19 protein-coding genes are annotated in these 19,969 nt (G+C 40.9%); 13 read left to right on the top strand and 6 right to left on the bottom strand.

What is annotated here, in order from left to right; all coding sequences use genetic code 11:
• Positions 1 to 5: 5 nt before the first annotated feature.
• A complete protein-coding gene (trpB, locus tag QNM16_RS22175) occupies positions 6 to 1,187 on the top strand; it encodes a tryptophan synthase subunit beta (protein ID WP_237138171.1) in 1,182 nt (393 codons plus the stop codon).
• A complete protein-coding gene (gene trpA, locus QNM16_RS22180) occupies positions 1,184 to 1,990 on the top strand; it encodes a tryptophan synthase subunit alpha (RefSeq protein ID WP_063362181.1) in 807 nt (268 codons plus the stop codon). The genes trpB and trpA overlap by 4 nt, the downstream gene beginning before the upstream one ends.
• A 6-nt stretch (positions 1,991 to 1,996) precedes the next feature.
• Here trpA and QNM16_RS22185 read toward each other — a convergent pair whose 3' ends face one another.
• On the bottom strand, positions 1,997 to 2,272 hold the full coding sequence (locus QNM16_RS22185; RefSeq protein ID WP_039607871.1) for an HU family DNA-binding protein: 276 nt from the start codon (positions 2,270 to 2,272) through the stop codon (positions 1,997 to 1,999).
• Positions 2,273 to 2,394: 122 nt separating this feature from the next.
• Here QNM16_RS22185 and QNM16_RS22190 point away from each other — a divergent pair, with 122 nt between their 5' ends.
• Both QNM16_RS22190 and QNM16_RS22195 read left to right on the top strand, forming a co-directional pair.
• Positions 2,395 to 3,006 (top strand): inner membrane-spanning protein YciB, encoded by a 612-nt coding sequence (locus tag QNM16_RS22190; protein ID WP_237138169.1) that lies wholly within the window; start codon positions 2,395 to 2,397, stop codon positions 3,004 to 3,006.
• Between the two features lie 125 nt (positions 3,007 to 3,131).
• Entirely contained in the window at positions 3,132 to 3,776 is a 645-nt protein-coding gene (locus QNM16_RS22195; RefSeq protein WP_063362183.1) for a CPBP family intramembrane glutamic endopeptidase, read from the top strand.
• Between the two features lie 35 nt (positions 3,777 to 3,811).
• Here the strand turns inward: QNM16_RS22195 and QNM16_RS22200 are convergent, their stop codons facing one another.
• Positions 3,812 to 5,236, bottom strand: coding sequence for a sodium-dependent transporter (locus QNM16_RS22200; protein WP_284022461.1), 1,425 nt, complete (start codon positions 5,234 to 5,236; stop codon positions 3,812 to 3,814).
• Positions 5,237 to 5,411: 175 nt separating this feature from the next.
• On the opposite strand from QNM16_RS22200, the gene QNM16_RS22205 reads away from it, so the two are divergent.
• The 5 genes from QNM16_RS22205 (at position 5,412) to QNM16_RS22225 (ending at position 8,450) form a co-directional block, all read left to right on the top strand.
• Complete coding sequence (locus QNM16_RS22205; RefSeq protein ID WP_284022462.1) at positions 5,412 to 5,711, top strand: YciI family protein; 300 nt, start codon at positions 5,412 to 5,414, stop codon at positions 5,709 to 5,711.
• A 79-nt stretch (positions 5,712 to 5,790) separates the two neighbouring features.
• Positions 5,791 to 6,039, top strand: coding sequence for a PepSY domain-containing protein (locus QNM16_RS22210; protein WP_284022463.1), 249 nt, complete (start codon positions 5,791 to 5,793; stop codon positions 6,037 to 6,039).
• A gap of 2 nt (positions 6,040 to 6,041) precedes the next feature.
• A complete protein-coding gene (locus QNM16_RS22215; RefSeq protein ID WP_063362186.1) occupies positions 6,042 to 6,716 on the top strand; it encodes a response regulator transcription factor in 675 nt (224 codons plus the stop codon).
• Positions 6,710 to 8,053: an ATP-binding protein gene (locus tag QNM16_RS22220; protein ID WP_284022464.1), complete on the top strand. Its 1,344-nt coding sequence runs from the start codon at positions 6,710 to 6,712 to the stop codon at positions 8,051 to 8,053. Before QNM16_RS22215 ends, QNM16_RS22220 begins: the two co-directional genes overlap by 7 nt.
• The gene (locus QNM16_RS22225) at positions 8,037 to 8,450 is read left to right on the top strand and encodes a hypothetical protein (protein ID WP_284022465.1); all 414 of its coding nucleotides are present in this window, start codon (positions 8,037 to 8,039) and stop codon (positions 8,448 to 8,450) included. The genes QNM16_RS22220 and QNM16_RS22225 overlap by 17 nt, the downstream gene beginning before the upstream one ends.
• Here the strand turns inward: QNM16_RS22225 and QNM16_RS22230 are convergent.
• Complete coding sequence (locus tag QNM16_RS22230) at positions 8,440 to 9,471, bottom strand: AI-2E family transporter (RefSeq protein ID WP_284022466.1); 1,032 nt, start codon at positions 9,469 to 9,471, stop codon at positions 8,440 to 8,442. The two genes, QNM16_RS22225 and QNM16_RS22230, sit on opposite strands and share 11 nt — an antisense overlap.
• A 148-nt stretch (positions 9,472 to 9,619) precedes the next feature.
• On the opposite strand from QNM16_RS22230, the gene QNM16_RS22235 reads away from it, so the two are divergent.
• The 3 genes from QNM16_RS22235 (at position 9,620) to QNM16_RS22245 (ending at position 13,513) form a co-directional block, all read left to right on the top strand.
• Positions 9,620 to 10,516, top strand: a complete 897-nt coding sequence (locus QNM16_RS22235) for a TIGR01777 family oxidoreductase (RefSeq protein WP_284022467.1) — start codon at positions 9,620 to 9,622, stop codon at positions 10,514 to 10,516.
• Between the two features lie 147 nt (positions 10,517 to 10,663).
• Positions 10,664 to 12,697 (top strand): EAL domain-containing protein, encoded by a 2,034-nt coding sequence (locus tag QNM16_RS22240; protein WP_284022468.1) that lies wholly within the window; start codon positions 10,664 to 10,666, stop codon positions 12,695 to 12,697.
• Positions 12,698 to 12,919: 222 nt separating this feature from the next.
• On the top strand, positions 12,920 to 13,513 hold the full coding sequence (locus QNM16_RS22245) for an HAD-IB family hydrolase (protein WP_284022469.1): 594 nt from the start codon (positions 12,920 to 12,922) through the stop codon (positions 13,511 to 13,513).
• Between the two features lie 93 nt (positions 13,514 to 13,606).
• On the opposite strand, the gene QNM16_RS22250 is transcribed toward QNM16_RS22245, so the two are convergent.
• A complete protein-coding gene (locus tag QNM16_RS22250) occupies positions 13,607 to 14,185 on the bottom strand; it encodes a hypothetical protein (protein ID WP_284022470.1) in 579 nt (192 codons plus the stop codon).
• Between the two features lie 254 nt (positions 14,186 to 14,439).
• Here QNM16_RS22250 and QNM16_RS22255 point away from each other — a divergent pair, with 254 nt between their 5' ends.
• Positions 14,440 to 16,014, top strand: coding sequence for a serine hydrolase domain-containing protein (locus QNM16_RS22255; RefSeq protein ID WP_284022471.1), 1,575 nt, complete (start codon positions 14,440 to 14,442; stop codon positions 16,012 to 16,014).
• A 99-nt stretch (positions 16,015 to 16,113) separates the two neighbouring features.
• Here QNM16_RS22255 and QNM16_RS22260 read toward each other — a convergent pair whose 3' ends face one another.
• Both QNM16_RS22260 and QNM16_RS22265 read right to left on the bottom strand, forming a co-directional pair.
• Positions 16,114 to 16,335, bottom strand: coding sequence for a hypothetical protein (locus QNM16_RS22260; RefSeq protein WP_284022472.1), 222 nt, complete (start codon positions 16,333 to 16,335; stop codon positions 16,114 to 16,116).
• Positions 16,336 to 16,747: 412 nt separating this feature from the next.
• A complete protein-coding gene (locus QNM16_RS22265) occupies positions 16,748 to 19,558 on the bottom strand; it encodes a bifunctional aconitate hydratase 2/2-methylisocitrate dehydratase (RefSeq protein ID WP_284022473.1) in 2,811 nt (936 codons plus the stop codon).
• Positions 19,559 to 19,969 lie beyond the last annotated feature (411 nt).

The following is a 19,969-nucleotide window of genomic DNA, read 5'->3' on the forward strand; positions in this document are numbered from 1 at the left end:
ATAGAATGAATACAGGATATTTTGGTGATTTTGGTGGCATGTACGTCCCAGAATTACTCGTACCAGCACTAAAACAACTTGAACAAGAATTTGAAAAAGCACAGCAAGATGAAAGCTTCAAATCTGAGTTCTATGCACTACTAAACGAATACGCGGGCCGTCCGACACCGTTGACGCTTTCTCGCAACCTAGTTAAAAACCCAAAAGTTAAACTGTACTTAAAGCGTGAAGACTTACTACACGGCGGTGCACACAAAACCAACCAAGTATTAGGTCAAGCACTACTTACTAAGCGCATGGGTAAAAAAGAAGTCATCGCTGAAACAGGTGCTGGACAACATGGCGTAGCAACAGCGCTAGCTTGTGCACTACTGGGCTTGAAATGTCGAGTTTATATGGGTGCAAAAGATGTTGAACGTCAGCAGCCTAATGTGTTCAGAATGCGCTTAATGGGTGCTGAAGTTATTCCTGTTACAGCAGGTTCTGGCACGCTAAAAGACGCCGTCAATGAAGCAATGCGTGATTGGTCTGCAAACTATAAGACAGCACACTACCTATTAGGCACAGCCGCAGGCCCTCACCCGTTCCCGACCATTGTTCGTGACTTCCAACGTATGATCGGTGAAGAAGCTAAGCAGCAAGTGCTTGAAGCTGAAGGCCGCCTACCCGATGTTGTGATGGCGTGTGTTGGCGGTGGCTCTAATGCAATTGGTATGTTTGCAGATTTCATCGATGAAAAAGAAGTCAAACTCGTAGGGATTGAGCCAGCTGGTAAAGGCCTTGATACTGACGAGCACGGTGCAGCACTGTGTAAAGGTAGCACAGGTATTTTACACGGTGCTTATACCTACATAATGCAAGACAGCGATGGACAAATTGAAGAGTCATATTCTGTTTCTGCTGGTCTTGATTACCCTGCTGTTGGTCCTCAACACGCCTACTTACATAAAACAGGTCGTGCTCAATACGTTGGGATCACCGATACCGAAGCACTTGACGCCTTCCAAGCACTGGCAAAACATGAAGGGATTATTCCTGCCCTTGAGTCAAGCCATGCTATTGCGTATGCATTAAAGTACGCAGAGCAACAAACTGAAGAAACCGTTATTGTCGTAAACCTAAGTGGCCGTGGTGACAAAGATCTTGCCCATGTACACAACGTATTGAACGAGCGAGGTGCACTATGAGCCGTTACAGCAACTTATTTACACGCCTAAACGATGCCAGAGAAGGTGCATTTGTGCCATTTGTTACTTTAGGCGATCCGACAAAAGAGATCAGTATTGATATCGTGAAAAGCTTAATCGACGGTGGTGCTGATGCACTAGAGCTTGGGATCCCATTCTCAGACCCAATTGCTGACGGCCCTGTCATTCAAGCAGCGAATATCCGTGCACTTGAAAGTAAAATCAATACACAAGATTGTTTTGATATCATTCGCGAGATCAGAGAATACAATGCAGACATTCCTATTGGTCTGCTACTGTATTCAAACTTAATCTTTGCACAAGGTCTGGAAAACTTTTATCAGCAGGCAAAAGACGCGGGAGTTGACTCTATCTTAGTGGCTGACGTGCCTCTACATGAGTCAAAAATGTTCAGACAGGCTGCACAGCAAGCTGAGGTTGAGCCGATCTTCATCGCAACACCAAACGCCAGCGATGATACGCTTCGTCAATGTGCAAGCTATGGCCGAGGGTACACTTACCTATTATCACGTTCAGGGGTTACAGGCACAGAAACTAAAGCGGAAATGCCTGCAGATACCATGATCAATAAGCTACATGAGTACAATGCAGCACCTACTTTATTAGGCTTTGGTATCTCGGCACCGGAGCATGTACAAGCTGCCATTAAGTCAGGCGCAGCGGGTGCTATCTCAGGTTCAGCGGTCGTGAAAATTATTGAAGATAATTTGAGTGAGCCGGCGCTGATGTGCGAGCGTTTACGTGAGTTTGTTGCAACCATGAAGGCTGCAACAGCGAAGTAAGCCTACTTAATCAGCTAGGGCATCTTTAAATGCCTTAGCTGGTTTAAATAACACTTTATTTTGACCTTCTATGATAATTTCTTCCCCTGTTTTAGGATTTCTCCCAGGCTTAGCGGGATGGTAGCTTAGCGTCAACGAGCCAAAACCAGACAAAGCAACAGGATCGCCTTCAGACAATCGTTTTGTAATGGCATTTAAAATGCTGTCTAAAGCGGCTTTTGAATCCTTTTTAGTCAGTTCGTTGCGCTCAGACATCGCTGAAACTAATTCACTCTTATTCATTGAGTTCTCAAATTATTTTTAAGGTGTGCGGAGGCTAGAAGTTTAGCAGCTAAAAGTCAATCTTGAACTTATTGTCATAACTTGGTAAAACGCAATAGAGGTATGGTAACACGAGGTTTTAAATGGCATTTATCGTTGAGTATTTACCCCTGATCCTATTTTTTCTCGTCTATAAATTTATGGATATTTTTTGGGCTACGGGCGTATTAATTGTCGCATCTTTAATACAGATGGCATGGCAATATTTTAAGGAGGGCGCGATCTCTCAAAGGCACTGGATTTTCTTTGCCATTGCTTTATTACTCGGCGGATTGACAATACTGTTCCAAGACGAACAGTTTATCATGTGGAAAGCCACTATAATATACGCTGCTCTGGGCAGCACACTTTTAGTATCACACCACATGTTAGGGAAAAACCTGACTAAAAAAGCCTTGCTCGGCATCCTCAATAGCGCAATGAAACAAATGCAGCATGCAGAGCAAAGCGACAATAAAGTACCAAAACGACAAAAAGCCGAAGAGCTCCCTATCCCTGAAACGCTCTTTGCACAACTTAACCTCGCATGGTCAGCACTCTTTTTTGTTATCGCGATTTTAAACTTAATTGTGGCTTATACTTTTTCACTCGATTTTTGGGTTAATTTTAAGGTCTTTGGTTTAATGGCAATCACTTTTATCGCCGTTATGTTAACCATTGCCAAGGTATCTAAATACCTCCCAGAAGATGAATAAATTCAACATTGATACCATTACGAAAACAAGCTTTACAGGTAAGAAAATAACTCTGTAAAAGTTCCAGCCAAAATGATGATGCTTGCTATATTTTATGCAGGGCAGATTTTCAGTATGGTGGTCTTTTGAACGCGCATCAATATAGATGGTTTGAGCTATTCTCTGTTTTTATTTTTCTTCCTTGTATCGCTTATCTATTTCGTGCAGAGCTTGCTAATTGGCTCTTCCCTGCATTGATCACTTTAATGGTAGTGTGCACTTACCTACTCATTTCTGATCCGCATTTTAAACGATTCAGACTCACCAGCCTTGGGCAATTCTCAGCCATAAAAAAACGGTTATTTTCGATGTTTTTTATCGGCGCTCTATTCTCTGGCATGCTGTATGGGCTGATAAGTCAGGAAAGTTGGTTTGCACTGCCCATTAACTCAACGTTTGACTGGTTAGTGCTGTTAATTGCTTACCCTATTTTATCAGTCCTGCCGCAAGAACTTATTTTTAGAAGCTACTTTTTCCACCGCTACAAACGAATTTTACCAAGTAAAACCGTAAGGGTTGTGCTCAGTGCCAGTGTGTTTGCACTCGCACACTGTGTATACGATAACTGGATGGCCATCATTTTATCATTTATGGGCGGATTGTTATTTGCGTATACCTATGCACACAGCCGTTCTTTAGCCGTGTGTGTGCTAGAACATAGTTTGTGGGGATTATGGATATTTACAATTGGCGCAGGAAAGTATCTAGATGCAGGTGTGACATTTACATAAGTTGTGGAGCAAGCGCCCCACAACTTATGTATCAATTAGAAACCAAATAAGCTGACTGCAAAGTACTTGGTAGCAACCGTATTGACGAATATCACGAGTAATATCACTGGAATAAACGTCGACAGCGAGAAGTTAACATACTTCTCCATAAAGCTGCCTTTGTAACTTTCACAACCTTGAGACAGCTCATCTGACAGATTTGCTTTTCTCCAACGGTATGTTACAAACAAACAAAGTAGTAAGCCATTGAATGGTAAAATCGTGTCATAGAATACGTCAGAAACAATGTCAAAGAAGCTCTTATCAACACCACCATACTGAGTAAATTTCGTCAGCCACTCGACCATACCAAATGACATGGTACACATCACAGTTAACACACCCGTCGACACAGCAAGCACTGTCAATGACTTCTTACGGCTGTAACCTTTGGCTTCCATTAGGCTTGCAGTTGGCACTTCCACAATGGATACCAAAGATGTAATCGCCGCGAAGAACACCAATAAAAAGAAGATACCCGCAACAATCGATGCACCTGTATAGCCAATATCCGCTTGCATCGTTAAGAATAACTGAGGCAAGTACACGAAGATCATAGATACAGAGGAGTCTGATAGCTCGTCAAGCTTAACATCTGGGTTAAAGCTGAAAATGGCAGGTAGTACCATTAGGCCTGCGATAAATGCCACTAACGAGTCTGTGACTGCCACCATTTTTGAGCTACCGACAATGTCCTCTTTCTTAGAAATGTAAGACGCATAAGTAATTAAGATACCCATACCAAGTGACAATGAGAAAAATGCTTGTGACAGCGCGCCATTTAAGACACTGGCATCCATTTTAGAAAAGTCAGGAACAATGTAATAACGCACACCAGCCATCGCATTATCGAGCGTAAGTACATAGGCCACTAATCCGATTAGCAGCACAAATAAGGCTGGCATCATCAGCTTTGCAGCTTTTTCAATCCCTTCTTTTACGCCACCAACTAAAATCAGATTCACCAAAATAGCGACGCCGGCCATATAGCCAAAAACACTATACTCGTTAATAAAAATACCAAAATTATTTGGGTTTGCTAGCTGGTCCAAGTTCCCCATAACAGTTTGTACCAGATAACCAAAAATCCAAACAGTAATAACCATGTAAAAGACCGCTATCATAAACGGCGTTAACACAGCTAGCGCACCAGCAAGCGACCATTTTTTATCTCCACCGGTAAGTGAATGATAAGCACCGTATGGGTCTTTTTGCGCCTTACGACCAAGCGCCATTTCGGCGATCATAACAGGTAAACAGATGAAGATAACAAACAGCGCATAAACGATTAAAAATGCACCGCCGCCATTTTTTGCAGCAGACACTGGGAACCCAACTAGATTTCCGATCCCCACAGCGGACCCTGCCGCTGCCAAAATGAAACCCAGTCGAGAGCTAAATTGCTCGCGATTCGCACTCATTAAAACAACCTTATTATTATTTTTTACGATAGTCGAAGGACTGTAACAGCCATGGCCTGCGGATTTCAAGTATAAATCAGGATTCTCATCAGATAACGTCATTTCATTTACATTTAGGGACAATCCAGTCTATGATACGAAACACAAAATTAATTACGCATTATTTCTGACTATTATGCTTTACATGATTTACTCAACGGATGTGGAAAACTCGCTCGAAAAACGCATGAATGCAAGGCCTGCGCATTTAGCTCGCTTAAATGCATTAAAGGATGAAGGGAGACTCTTTGTTGCAGGTCCTCTACCTGCAATTGACGACGAAAACCCAGGCGATGCTGGATTTACGGGCTCACTTGTCATTGCTGAATTTTCCTCGTTAGAGGAAGCACAAGCGTGGGCTGCAGCAGACCCTTATATAGAAGCAGGCGTCTACGCTAATAGTGTCGTTAAACCATATAAGAAAGTATTACCTTAACTAAAGTTCAGCACGGGTTAAGACAACTCATCTTAACCTGCGTCACATGATGTTAAGCAACCCAAACGTGGAGCTTAGAATGCAGTTGCCCTTATGTTTTGCTATTTTTGCGCTGGTTTGTTCCCTGACATTCACTCAGGCACAAGCCGCACAGCAGGACACCATAAGCAAAAAAGAAGCCGTACAATTAGCAACCACTGAACAACCTGGAAAAACGCTTAAAATTTCCCTTGAAGGTGATTATTTTATTGTACGCATTCTTCAAAGCGACGGCAGAATAGTTGATGTGAAAGTCCACAAAATAACGGGTGAAGTTAAGAAGGATTAACAATGCGAATTTTAGTAATAGAAGACGACGTTCAACTGGCTGAAAACCTAAGAAACGTATTAGAGAAAGAAAAGTATAGTGTTGATCTATGCCATGATGGCGAAAACGGTCTGTTTCATCTGACGGAGTACCCGCTAGACTTAGCAGTTGTGGATCTAGGATTACCCAAACTAGATGGCATTGAGTTGATAAGACGTGCGCGAGCTGAAGGAATCAAGATACCGATTTTAATTTTAACTGCCCGAGATCGCTGGCAAGAAAAAGTTGAAGGATTAGATGCAGGTGCCGACGATTACTTAACAAAGCCATTTCATGTTGAAGAGCTTATCGCGCGCTGTAATGCACTAATTAGACGCAGTGCGGGGCAAGCAAACCCTGAGATAAGCATAGGTCCAATCACACTGCATACACGTTCTCAGCAAGTTTTTGTCAATGAACGTGAGCTAACTTTAACTGCTTATGAGTACAAAGTGCTTGAGTATTTGATGGTTAACCCTCACAAAGTTATTTCTAAATCTGAATTAACTGAGCATATTTACGACCAAGATTTTGACCTAGACTCCAATGTTATAGAAGTATTTGTACTGCGCTTGCGTAAAAAGCTTGACCCTGACGGCACATTAAATCCTGTAGAAACCTTACGAGGTAGAGGTTATAGGTTTAAAACTCAGTGGTAAGCAGCGCACAGATCTCCCTCAAAATAAGACAAGGATTTATCCTTGTCTTTGTTTTAATTATTGCACTTCCAGCTCTTTTCTTCTCTATTGGTCGCGCCTACTATGCTACCTTAGTAGATGCAACAGAAAAAACGCTAGAAGCACATCTTTACTCTCTCATATCTGAAGTCGAGTTTGTATCTGATGGGATTTCTATGCCCAGAACGATATTAGCACCTGAGTTAAACAGATTAAATTCAGATACATACGCATTGGTATATCAAGAAAATACCCTCGTGTGGTACTCAGAGTCTGCTGTAAGCCTCACTGTCACCCCTGATGTTTCTCAAACACAAGCTGGGGCATCAGAATTCAAAAAAGTGCGTTACAGTGGAGAAGATTTTTGGCAGCTCAGTTTAACAGTTATATTAGGAAATGCAGATCAATCCCAGCAAGCTAAGTTCATCTTATTAAAAAAGAACTCTGCCCTACTCGCATTAATGTCTGAGTTCAGAAACACCCTTGTCAATTGGATGTTGATTATGGGGGTTGTCATTGCCGCTTTAATGGCATTTGGTTTTGTTTGGAATGCGCGCCCTTTGCAGCGACTTGATAAAGAAATTAAAGAAGTTGAATCTGGTGAACGCGACAAGATAAATGGTCTATACCCTGTCGAACTAACGACTATTAAAGCCGACCTTAATCTACTACTAGATTCACAGAGGCGGCAAAAAGAACGTTATCGGGCATCTTTAAGCGATCTGGCGCATGCACTTAAAACGCCCCTAGCAGTGCTTAAGTCAAGCCCACTTGCTGCGGACTCTGAAGCCCAAGAGCAATTAGATAGAATTAATGCGATGATCGAGCATCAACTAAAACGCGCAGCTACTGGGGCTTCGGACACTTGGAAAAAACAAACTAAGGTCAAACCAGTTTTAGATTCTATCCTCAATGCCATGGGTAAAGTCTATTTAGATAAAGGAATAGAATTCTCAACATCCTGTGAGCAAGATGCCGCTTTTCTTGGTGATAAAACCGATTTGATGGAAATTTTAGGTAATATCATCGATAATGCTTGTAAAGCATGTGTGCACAAAGTTGATATCACTGTTAAAACGGACACCACTAAAGGGATTACATTTATTATTGGTGATGATGGCCCAGGCATTCCTGAAAACAAACGAGAAGAACTTTTACAGCGTGGCTCTAGGCTTGATACCTATGAAGCTGGGCACGGTGTAGGTATGGCAATTGTGTCTGATTTAGTTGCCTCTTATCACGGCCAAATCATTATTAACTACAGTGAACTTGGCGGTGCCAAATTTACGATTGAGTTTAACTATGATCAAAACCATTAATATTTTTCTGTTGTTCACTGTTTTTTCAAGTATCGATGCGTTTGCTCGAACTGAGGCGTTGAGAGATTGTAGTCACCTTGAGTCTGACCACCCTCAAAAAGCAAAAAAGTATTTAATGTGCCTCGATGGCAATATTGAGCTGTTAGAAAGAAATCGTCAGACTTGGGTAAATAAGTTAGTGATGGATACTGAAGAGTTAGAAAAAAATACCGGTAACACTCAGTTAATGCCTATTATTCAGCGTAGTATCACAAATCAAAGCCGTTATATGGATGACTCTTGCAAATGGCGTTATCTAAAAGAGCTTCCTAACTCGACACGTGCAGCAAAAGTCTTTAAACGCTGTAAAATATCCTTTTTACAGCTGCATATCAAAGAGCTACAAGCTAATTTTTAGACTCTTCATAACTACTTAACATGGTCGCTAACCAGCGGCCGTCTTCGCTATTTTCAAGGCCAATTTTCACAACCATCGTCAGTGGTACAGATAACAGCATACCCACAGTACCGAGTAACCAGCCCCAAAATATCAAAGAAACAAATACCACAAGTGTAGATAAACCTACACCTTTGCCCATATATTTTGGCTCAATCATATTTCCCATAATGGTATTAATAGACAAATACCCAGCAGCCACTAATCCGCTTACTACCGGTCCATGTGTTACTAGCGCTAATAATACCGGTGGTACGGCCGCTATAATAGAACCTATATTTGGAATATAATTCAGTAAAAACGCTAATACACCCCAAAGTACAAAGTAATCGACATCGAGAAGCCACAGTAAAAATCCAGCCAGAACACCAGTTGCTAACGAAACACCTGTTTTAATGGCCAAATAGCTATTAATGGAATCTAAAAAACGGTCAATTTGCTGCATTTTCATTTGCGGATCATCAAGGGCTAGATGCACTTTTTTACTCAGCATAGGCGCTTCGAAAAGCATAAATACGACTGTCAATAAGATTAAGAAAATATTGGCCATCACACCACCAAACCCAGCGAGCATATTAGTTGCAACATCTATCATCTTACCCGGGTCAAACAGTGATATTAGCTGCTGCTTATCAATAAGTATGTTGTAATGAGCAGCGGTGTCTACTAACCAAATAAACTTATCCTGAAGTGCCTCACGATAGCTAGGTAATTGCAAAGAAAAGTCATTTAAAGACTGTCCAACTAATCCAGCTAGGCTCATTCCTAATAATGCGACTAAGGCTATAATAATGACTATTGCTGCGCCTTTAGGAATACGATAGCTGGCAAAAAATCTTAAAAGTGGATTGCAAATGATCGCAATGAAAGCAGCTAGTATAAATGGCACTACTATGTCATTTGCTAGTTTTATACCTGCCAATACAATGAATAATGAGGCCAATACAACTAAGCTCTTGTTTATTCCCGTCAATGATGACACTGTTGATCCTTATGCGAAGTCGCAACGTTGAAGGTAAAGTTAACACATAACTTTTATATGTATCTGCTACTATTGTAATTGAATTTAAATTCAAAGCACTAGGGCTAATTAAAAAACATACATAAACCAAACCATAATTGAGCGTGGAATGAATATATTGATCACGGGTGGAACCGGACTAATTGGGCAAGAACTTTGTAAGTTTTTAGTCAATAAATATGACTTAATCGTTTTAACCAGAAACGAAATAAAAGCAAGGCAGCTACTAGGACAGAACGCACGCTTTGTAGACTGTTTATCTAAAGTTGACTTCAACAATATAGATATCGTCATTAACTTAGCTGGTGAGCCCATTGCAGACAAAAGGTGGAGCGATGAACGCAAGCAAACAATCATAGAAAGCAGAGTCGGCATCACAAAACAAATATCTGACTATATTAATTCAGCACAAACACCACCTCATACTTTTATTTCCGGCAGCGCAATCGGTTTTTACGGTAGACAAGATCCTAGCGTGTCAGTGGATGAAACTTTTGACAAGCCTCACAATGAATTCAGCCATCAATTATGTCATGACTGGGAACAAGCCGCATTGCACAGTCAAAGTCAGCAAACACGAGTCTGTTTACTACGAACAGGTGTCGTATTATCACGCCGAGGCGGAGCACTCAAAAAAATGTTACCGGCGTTTTCTTGGGGCATGGGTGGGCCTATGGGCTCAGGTGAGCAGATCATGTCATGGATCCACATTGATGATATGATACAGCTGATCCTCTTCTTGATCCGCCATGAAGAATTACAAGGTGCATTCAACGCAACAGCACCAAACCCAGTATCAAATAAAGAATTCTCAGATTGCCTCGCTTGTGTTTTAAATCGCCCTGCTTTTTTCTGGTTGCCTGAAAGCTTCTTAAAGTGGGTATTTGGAGAGATGTCTGACTTGCTTATTTACGGTCAGAAAGTCATTCCAAAGAAAGCACTCGACGCAAACTATAGATTCCGCTATCAATCGTTAGAAGAAGCATTAAAACAAATAATGCACTAACGCAAACAGCACCAATAAAAAGGGCTGACAATCTGAACGCCCTTCTATCCTTTTTTATGAAATAATCGTTTGCAATCTCTCACATGAACATGCAGATTTCTAGAGTGTGATTATACTTAAACATACCATCTACAAAGAGCCGTGTGATTGCCTTACTCTCGATTCAATAAATTCATTCAAACAATATTACACAGCAAGTACCTACTTTCGCTGCGAGAATCGTTTATTGCTCTTTTACCTTATTTTGTCAGTAGCGCACTTGCACTTCTTATAATTAACAGCGCGCTGTTCTTCAATTTAGTAAACGAAAGTAATGGATTATATGCTGCACTATTTAATGGTGCGACACTAATTTTGAGTCTATTTCCACTCATCGTTGCCACTTCTATCGGCTTCTTTATCTGTAAAAATTATGGGCAAAGTGGGATAATTGGTGCGATGCTCGCTTTGCTGAGTTTCTCACTACATGGCCAGTATATCATTTCTGTAAACACTAACTTTGAGCTTAACGCCACAGGTGCAACGCCATTTGCCATTATTATTCCAAGTATTAGTAGTTTATTACTGGTATTGTGTATGCGGATTCAACCAAGTTTTGATGGTTATTTATATCGTGTTAGTCACTTCTTAGGCGAAAAACTACGGGCAATTATCCCATTCTCCTTAGTCTTTTTCAGTTTTTATCTGTTTATGCCTATCCTTTATGAAATCGGCGACCTCATTGCCTCATGGATCACGCCAGATACCTCCAATACCTCAGTTGCTTGGCTAACTTATCAGAGAATGCTCGTAACACATGGTTTGTGGTTTCTTGGTATCCACGGTGATAACACATTTGATATGTTACTTAGCCCCCAGTTTTTGTCACAGCCGATCATACCAGGGATCTCGGCAAAAACATTTTATGATACCTTCGTGCTTATTAGTGGCACTGGCTGCTTCGCTGGCCTCATTTTAGCCGCTCTATGCCTTAAACGCAGCGGCCATGAACGCAACATAGCCAAGCTTTCTATTCCTTTCACTGTTTTTAATTTTTGTGAGATTATTGTTTTCGCCCTACCTATATTTTTAAACCCAATTATGCTCGTGCCATTTATTTTGGTTCCGAGTATTAACTTTGCAATAGCCTACTTTGTCTTAAGTCACGGCTGGATTGAAGTCACTAATATTGAGATCAGCTGGATGACCCCTGCGCTGATCAGCGGCTATAAAGTCTCTGGAGGTGTATCAGGTGTTATATTGCAAAGTTGCTTAATTATCTCCAGTGCATTCATCTATTACCCTTTCTTACACTGGCACAACCGCCAAATTAACTTTGAAAGTGCCATTAACAAGCTGACCGATAAATTAAAAATTTCTGAGCAATTAAGAAGTACGGGAGAGTCTGTATTCATAGCTCACCAACGAGATATTGACTATGCTAGCAAAGAGCTAAATCAAGTACTTAATGATATTAGTGAAGGCAAGCTCAAGTTATATTACCAACCGCAAATTTGTCAGCTCTCAGCAACCGTCAGTGGGTTTGAAGCATTATTAAGGCTACAAAAACCAAATGGTAATTTAGTCGGTCCTTACTTTTTAAACACATTAATAAAACATGATCAAACAGACATTATTGACAAATGGGTCATTGAACAAGCAAAACGCGATCTTGAGTATTTTAGAAATAAAGATTTTTTCCCAATCATTAGCATCAATGTAAATCCTAAGGTCATGACTGATCATGTACTCATTAATTATCTATGCGAAACATTTTATCAGCTTCCTAATCAACTAAAAATTGAGGTCGTCGAGTCCGGCTATTTAAGTGATAAAAACAAAGTCATTAAAAATATCTTCAAACTACGGGCCTCAAATATAGAAACCATCATTGACGATTTTGGTACCGGCTACTCCAGTTTATCAATGTTAGCTGATCTGCCTATCGACATTGTAAAATTAGACAAATCGCTGTTAGATAATGCACAAGAAGAATCAGGTGCGGATTTTTACACCTATGTGGTTGAGTTGCTTCATAAAATGGATAAACATTTAGTCGCCGAAGGGGTCGAAACTCAGCGTCAATTAGAGTTCGTTCGCGGCTTGCAAATTGAAACTGTACAGGGATGGTATTATCAGAAGGCCTTGCCCAAACAAGATATCATACCCTATGTGGCGACTTTCCCCTCCAAGCTCAGTTAGGGCTATATTTGACAACGCTTACGCGCTTTAATTTGTACCAAACATACTGAACTAGTGACAATGATGCTTCGCAAGGTCACTCATTGGATCTTTTATACTTGAACTAAAACTTTTGGGGGTCATAACTTAATAGATCAGGTTTTAATAAATGAACATAGACACTAATTACGTTATGCTGCCACACATTCCACTCGAAAGCCCAGAGCAGATTTAGGAAAAATTATGATACTTGCTTTGTTCGACTTTGATGGCACCATCACAACAGACGACTGTTATACCAAGTTTTTATTCTTTTCAACACCCAAAATTCGTTTGTATTTAGGTTACTTTATTCTGCTTCCAATTATACTTTTATATAAAATGGGTATTTTACCTGCGAATAAGACTCGTCCAATTCTTTCAAAAGTCGCATTTTGGCGTCGCTCTGAAAGCGATGTGATGTGTATAGCGCACGATTACGTCGAACAGGTTCTGCCATCATTAATGAGGCAGGATATGCTTGAAAAAATACAATGGCATCAATCTCAGGAACATAAAGTCTTTGTGATATCAGCGTCACTCAACCCTTATTTGTCTTTGTGGTGCAAACAACATGGTGTTAACTTGATATGCAGCGAGCTTGAGTGTGTAGATGGGAAGTATACCGGTAACTATACTCATGGAGATTGCAGTGGAGCCAGCAAGGTTAACCTGCTCAAAAAACAGACAAATATATCAGATTATGAACATATCTATGCATATGGTGATACTGAAGAAGACAGAGCCATGTTAAGTATTGCCGACACTCGTTTTTATCAGGGTCAGAAAATAATTTGAAACACTTGCATACATAGATACTTAAAAAAGTGCCAAAAAAAACCTTACAATATACAGCTGCTTTCATATCATAAAAGCAGCTGGATAGTTTTATCAATAAAAATAGCCACACAGCATAAACCTAATACGGTCATCTCCGCTATCTTGATAGTAGAAACCTGTCGTATAGGTGTCTTTACCATGCACTTTTCCGCAAACAACAGGACCATTTATGTCTGCATTTTGGAAGTCAAACAATGGGTAAGTGGCTTTACCCAATACCCTAGTACACTCAAAACGCTCAACACTTCTATCGCCCTGATCATAAAAATACATGCCTGTGACAACAAAGCCACTAGCACATTCGTACCAACCATTACCATTGCCATTCATATACACATTATATCTTTGCGTTGAGGAAAGTGGCATTCCATCTATGTCTTTGGCCTGAAACCCATACAAACTACGGTCTTCTTGGGCATTTAAAGCACTGAGTATGTGCACAGCCAAGCGTCTATTCGCATAGTGAGCGATATGCCAATTATTACCTTTACCTAGCATGGTATAAAACTTAAATGCTTGTGTATCAACTATGCTAGATATCTCTGCTTCTTGACTGTGCTTTAGCTCATACGCATCTAACTCACAAAACCAAAACCCAATCACTAAAAATAAAAAAGATTTTAAATACATGACTTTCCCTAATTTCATATTGTTCAGTAAATTGAAGACTAGCCTCTCGCGAAAGAATAACTATTACACTTAATAACAGCACCCAGATATGGGTACAAAAACCCCCGTATGATTCGCCATCGGCTTCCCCTTACAAAACAACAAAAAAACTAAACGTACACCCTCATACAGCCAGCGACAGTTTGATACAGACGCAGAAAGCTATGCTCATATATTTTATAAATACAACATTAATAAACCTGAGGTTAGACTCAATGATTCAACCACATACGAATAAATATGTGCGCTTAACGCTTATCATATGCACCTTAAACAATTTGGCCGCATGTGGCTCAAATAATGAAAACACCGCGCCCAATATTCAAGTAAACACGCCAAAACTCTCTGTCATCCAAAATAGTCAGGGCATTTTGTCTGCCACAGTGAGTGACAATGAAAACAACCTCGATATGCTGCATTGGCAACAAATTGGTGGACAGGCACAAGCCATCATTGAAAACCCCAATAAAGCCTCAACTCGGTTCTTAGCGCCGAAGCTACCAGGCCAATATCAATTTCGCCTAACAGCTGTGGATAAACAAGGCAGTCAATCTCAAGCAACCATCAATATCGAGGTTAAACCTGTACACGAATTCGCCGAGCCAGCACTCACCAAGTTAATGAACAGCCTATATAAAATGCACCAGCCACTGATTGCCAATATGGCACTATCTGTGACTTTTAATGACTTAGACTTTACATGGCAAGGCGCCACCGGCTTTGCCGATATTAAAGAACAACTAGAAATGACCCCCTCACACCCATTTAGAGTCGCGAGTATTTCAAAAACAATAACTGCTGCTGTCACGCTGAAAATGATAGAGATGGGCAAGTTTGACTTGGATACTCAACTTTCAGAGTTACTGACGGACTCAGATATGCCAACAGGCTACCTAGTAGCCGATCTACACGAGCACAATGGTATGAAACGAGGTGGAGAAATTACCATTCGCCAATTACTCGATCAAAGTACGGGCATTAAAGATTACATATCTTATCTTAATGATCCTATGTCACCGGACTATTTGGCGTTAAACAGTGCACTAAAAGGCACGCATCAAGATGCGCAGATGTGGAGCCCACAAGACATACTAAGAGACATGCTTGATCGGAAGCTAACTCATAATCTGCAATCCCCTCTGGGTCAACATCACGTATACTCTGACAGTAACGCGGTGTTGCTGGGTATCGTATTAGAAAAAATAGGCAAAGCTCCCTTACACAAATTAATGGAGCAGCTGGTTTTTTCCCCATTGGCAATGGACAGTACTTATATGGACTTTCATGAGGACCACAAAGGCCTCACACCAGTCGACCATTACTATATACTTAGCAAAGAAAGCCACGAAAGAGACTATCCTGACTACTTTTACGGTAATCATAATATTCCTGCAATTCATATGAATACCTCATTTGCTTGGGCAGGTGGCGGCGTTGTCTCGACGCTGGGGGATTTAAATAAATTCTACAGCGCGATACATGATGGCACTCTTATTCAAGACCCACAGTTACAAGCACAGTGGCTGTCTTGGAAAATATCGACTAATGAACAAGGGTCTGAGTTTTATGGCTTAGGGTTACAGTCTGCTATTGGCGAGCTTGATAACTATGACACGCAAATTAAAATGATTGGGCACGCTGGCTCTTGGGGGGCCTTGGCCTTCGACTTTCAGCCCTATAACATCAGAATTATCGCTTGGGACAGTCAGTTTGGTACTGAGGCACATTGGATGTTTGTTGAAGCTGTTTTAGTGGCACTTGAAGAGATGGGTTATAATAAAAGCTTTTAATATAATGGTGGTCGAACACAATCTGATCGATCACCAAAAATCATCATTTTATTTCAGTTCTAACTCACTACACACTCTCGCACACTGCTAGAATAACAGCTATGCACTTTGCTCTGCACGCGTAAACCAAGCGACGACCTGCTTTAAATATGCATCCCCATACTTAGCCGCAAATTCTTGCGTGTGCAGTTCAGTTGGGTCGCTCAATGCGTTAATGCGAGTCCTTGCATATTCAGCTGTCAAATTAATTTTGCATCGTACAGTGATTGCATGGTGCCACTGCTCATAACTTTGAAAATAAAAACTGCTGTGATCATTCATAATACCAAGGCTCCTTTATATTAGCGCGTAGTGAAATGCACTGAACTGTATCTCTGGAACAGTAGAGCATTCAACTTATGTTACTATATAACGATTTTCCAGAAGTAAAGTTTAGACTTACAAAGTAAAAAATACCCATCAAGTTCGACTTTAGATTAATAAATAGCTCATTTACTTTCATGATGAACCAAAACGAGCAACAAGCTGGCAGTTCTTCTGGACTGCTCAAAACAACAAACATGTAAGGCTAAATATGCAGACTGAAAATGCATATGTTATGAGAAGTTATGGGAGTCGCTTTCTGATGCTAAACAAACGGGGATGAATTGAAGCGTGTGCTAACGCACTTAAAATTTAACCATAAAAAAAAGCGCGTTTAAAACGCGCTTTTTTCGTAGTCAGTCTGTATAGATTAAACTACTTTAACAGGCACTGCTTGCTCAGAACCAAACTTAGTTGTTAGCTCTTCTTCAGCTGGTGTAAATGCTGTTAGATCAATACCTTCAACTGCCGCAGTATATTCTTCGATAGTAGGGAAGCGACCAAGTACAGTTGAAAGCACTACTAGTGGTGTTGAACCAAGTAGAGATTCACCTTTCTTCTCAGCTGTATCCGCTACAACACGGCCTTGGAAAAGACGCGTTGATGTAGCAATTACAGTGTCACCAGGTTCAGCTTTTTCTTGGTTACCCATACAAAGGTTACAACCAGGGCGTTCTAGATAAAGGATGTTTTCGTACTTAGTGCGTGCAGCCGTTTTAGGTTGCTCATCGTCAAACTGGAAGCCAGCGTACTTAGCTAGGATATCCCAGTCGCCTTCCGCTTTAAGCTCATCAACGATGTTGTACGTTGGTGGAGCCACAACTAGCGGCGCTTTGAATTCGATAGAACCATTTAGTTTTTCAAGGTTACGTAGCATCTGAGCGATGATTTGCATGTCACCTTTGTGAACCATACATGAACCAACGAAACCTAGATCTACAGGCTTATCATTGTAGAATGAAACAGGGCGAATAACGTCGTGCGTGTAACGCTTAGATACGTCTTCGTTGTTTACATCTGGGTCAGCAATCATTGGCTCAACGATTTCGTCAAGGTCAACAACAACTTCAGCGTAGTACTTAGCGTTGTCGTCTGGTGCTAGAGCTGGTTGTTCGCCAGATTGAACACCTGCAATACGCTCGTCAGCTAGGTCGATAAGGCCTTGTAGCGTCTTAGCTTCGTTTTCCATACCCTTGTTGATCATGATCTGGATACGGCTCTTAGCTAGCTCGATAGACTTAACAAGTGTTTCATTGTTTGAAATACAGATAGATGCTTTCGCTTTCATTTCTGCAGTCCAGTCAGTGAATGTGAACGCTTGGTCAGCCATTAGCGTACCAATGTGAACTTCGATGATTCGACCTTGGAACACGTTCTCACCGCCAAATTGCTTAAGCATTTGCGCTTGAGTTGCATGAACAACGTCACGGAAGTCCATGTGCTTAGCCATGTTGCCTTTGAAAGTTACTTTCACAGACTCTGGAATTGGCATTGCAGACTCGCCCGTTGCTAGTGCTAGTGCAACAGTGCCTGAGTCAGCACCGAAAGCGACGCCTTTAGACATACGCGTATGAGAGTCACCACCGATGATAATAGCACGGTCATCCACAGTAATATCATTAAGTACTTTGTGAATTACGTCGGTCATTGAGTGGTAAACACCCTTAGGATCACGTGCAGTGATAAGACCAAACTTGTTCATGAATGCCATTAGCTTAGGAATGTTTGCTTGCGCTTTTTTATCCCATACAGAAGCTGTGTGACAACCAGATTGGTATGCACCGTCAACAAGAGGTGAAATTGTTGAAGCAGCCATTGCTTCAAGTTCCTGTGACGTCATTGGACCCGTGGTATCTTGAGAACCTACGATGTTTACTTTAACACGTACGTTTGAACCAGCGTGTAGTGGTGTTTCAGATTGAACACCTACCGCGTTGCGGTTAAAGATTTTTTCAACCGCAGTCAGGCCTTGGCCTTCGTGTGAGATTTCTTTAGAAGGTGCGTATACTGCTGGTGCTGCTACACCTAGTGTTTCAGCTGCTAGTGTTTGAAGCTTTTTACCGAATACTACAGCGTAAGAACCGCCAGCTTTCATGAATTCAACTTTTTGTGGTGTGAACGCAGATGAGATGTCTGCAAGTTCTTCTTCACCGTTGAAAAGCTTTTTAGCTTTAGTATCGATAGTCAGCACAGTACCGGTTGCTACTGAGTATGCTTCTTCTAATACTGGGTCACCGTTTTCATCAGTTACTGTGTTACCGTCAGCGTCTACTTTCTTAACCCAGTTTTTAAGGTCAAGACCGATACCACCTGTTACATCAACCGTAGTAAGGAAGATAGGAGCAATACCGTTAGTACCCGCAACAACAGGTGCGATGTTGATGAAAGGAACATATGGACTTGCTTGCTCACCCGCCCAAAGTGCTACGTTGTTCACACCAGACATACGTGAAGAACCTACACCCATAGTACCTTTTTCAGCGATAAGCATTACTTTAGCGTTAGGGTGTTGTTTTTGAAGAGCAACGATTTCTTGTTGTGCTTCAGGTGTGATCATACATTGGCCGTGTAGTTCACGGTCAGCACGCGAGTGTGCTTGATGGCCAGGAGAAAGTAAGTCAGTAGAGATATCACCTTCACCAGCAATGTAAGTTACAACTTCAATTTTCTCAGCAACATCAGGTAACTTAGTGAAAAACTCTGCTTTTGCGTAGCTTTCTAGGATGTCTTTAGCAACAGCATTGCCAGCTTTGAATGCGTCTTGTAGACGAGTTGTATCTGCATCGTATAAGAAAACTTGTGTTTTAAGTACGTCAGCAGCTTTTGAAGCGATTGCAGCATCGTCACCTAGAGCAAGATCTAGTAGAGCAGCGATTGATGGACCACCTTTCATGTGTGAAAGAAGTTCAAATGCAAAATCAGCTGTGATTTCAGCGACCGTTTCTTCACCTAAAATAATTTCTTTTAGGAATTGTGCTTTTACACCCGCTGCGCTAGTTGTGCCAGGAAGTGTGTTGTAGATGAAGAATTTAAGAGAATCTTCGCGATGCTCGTTCTCTGTGTCTTTAATTTGGGCGATAATTTCTGATAGCAAATCAGCGCTATCAATTGGTTTTGGGTTAAGTCCAAGTTCCGTTTTACGGGTTTGGATTTCTTCCAAGTACTCAGTATACAAACTCATATGAACCTCGTCAGGCAGTAATACGCATATATAAATCAGGGTTATTTTACCCTAAATTTAAAGCGCTAGTAATCATTTAACTAAAAAGCACTTTTTAGTATTAGTTTGCGCCGCAAAATACACTAAATTCACTAGGTTACGCTAATTTATAAAGTTAATGGGCGGTATAAATACCATTTATGTGATAATGATTATTATTTCCGAGATAAATATTTGTCACTTTCCTCGCTAAAAGTAGATGACAGAACGCCCAATTTCAAACCAATTACTGCCATTAACCGCACAATTTAAAAGATGAGTTTTATCAGACAAAGCCTTAACCTTTCTCTAGACACTTAAACAGGTGAAATTAAATTTTTATATTCAATAGATTAGAATGGAATTGCTATTAATAGAAGGGCCAAAAATTAA

The organism is Pseudoalteromonas umbrosa, assembly GCF_030125375.1.
Taxonomy (GTDB): Bacteria; Pseudomonadota; Gammaproteobacteria; order Enterobacterales; family Alteromonadaceae; genus Pseudoalteromonas; species Pseudoalteromonas umbrosa.